The sequence below is a fragment of the Parendozoicomonas callyspongiae genome (genome assembly GCF_023502345.1).
GTDB classification, from domain to species: domain Bacteria; phylum Pseudomonadota; class Gammaproteobacteria; order Pseudomonadales; family Endozoicomonadaceae; genus Sansalvadorimonas; species Sansalvadorimonas callyspongiae.
In genome coordinates this window covers 1-731 of record NZ_JAMFLX010000128.1, presented here as the reverse complement: position 1 = coordinate 731, position 731 = coordinate 1, and the positions used below count along the sequence as shown (strand labels likewise).

Annotated in this window: 1 protein-coding gene; it reads right to left on the bottom strand. The window is 37.1% G+C overall.

Going from position 1 to position 731, the window contains the following annotated elements; genetic code table 11:
• Positions 1 to 63: 63 nt before the first annotated feature.
• A complete protein-coding gene (locus tag M3P05_RS20610; protein ID WP_249702024.1) occupies positions 64 to 606 on the bottom strand; it encodes a hypothetical protein in 543 nt (180 codons plus the stop codon).
• Positions 607 to 731: the final 125 nt, after the last annotated feature.

Sequence of the window (731 nt, the reverse complement as noted above, 5' to 3'; positions counted from 1 at the left end):
TAACGCCTCAATCAGCCGCCGCCGAAGGCGGTCGGCTGGATTGACTTGTTAGGTGCGTTTTTCTCAGTTGAAGAGTTCTTCTGACTGTGCTTTTGCTAAACTGCCTGGAACTCTGTCGTCTACAAGAGCACCACAGAGCGATGACATTCCAAGCTGTTTTACATTATCTGCTTTCCCGAACTTTGCTTTGATTTTGCTTATTGCATCTTTGCAAGTATACCAGTTGTCTTTAAGGCCTAGAAGATAATCCATTCTGGAGTAAAACAAGTTATAGACATATGATGTTTCAGGTTTTCCTATATCGAATGTAGGCATGCCTAATGTAAGAACATTAGCTTTCATGATGTTTTCTTCGATATCAATTCTTGCTTGAACTTTGTTTCCTTGTTCTCTTGTAACAAATTGGTACTTAAAATAGTCTTGATTCGTTGCTACAACCATGTATGAAAGTTGGATTCTTTCAGCATTAAAACCATCTAAAGTATTCTCAAACTTAATTTCATCTGGATCTGAAAGCCTTATTACCTCTCGTGCTGCATCAATAATTTTGTTTTTTTCTATACCTTCATAAGTCCTAACTTTCCATTTTTCTTTTGATACATCCATTCGCTTTGTCGCACACCCCGATATAACAATTGATACGAGACAAAGTAATGTAACTTTTGATACTACAGACTTCATTTTCCTTTTAATTCCTTATGAAGTTGATGGTTGATTGATATGTGAGCACC

Coding starts and splice junctions, on each gene's coding strand:
- M3P05_RS20610 (WP_249702024.1), bottom strand. CDS start 606: ATGGATGTATCAAAAGAAAAATGGAAAGTTAGGACTTATGAAGGTATA.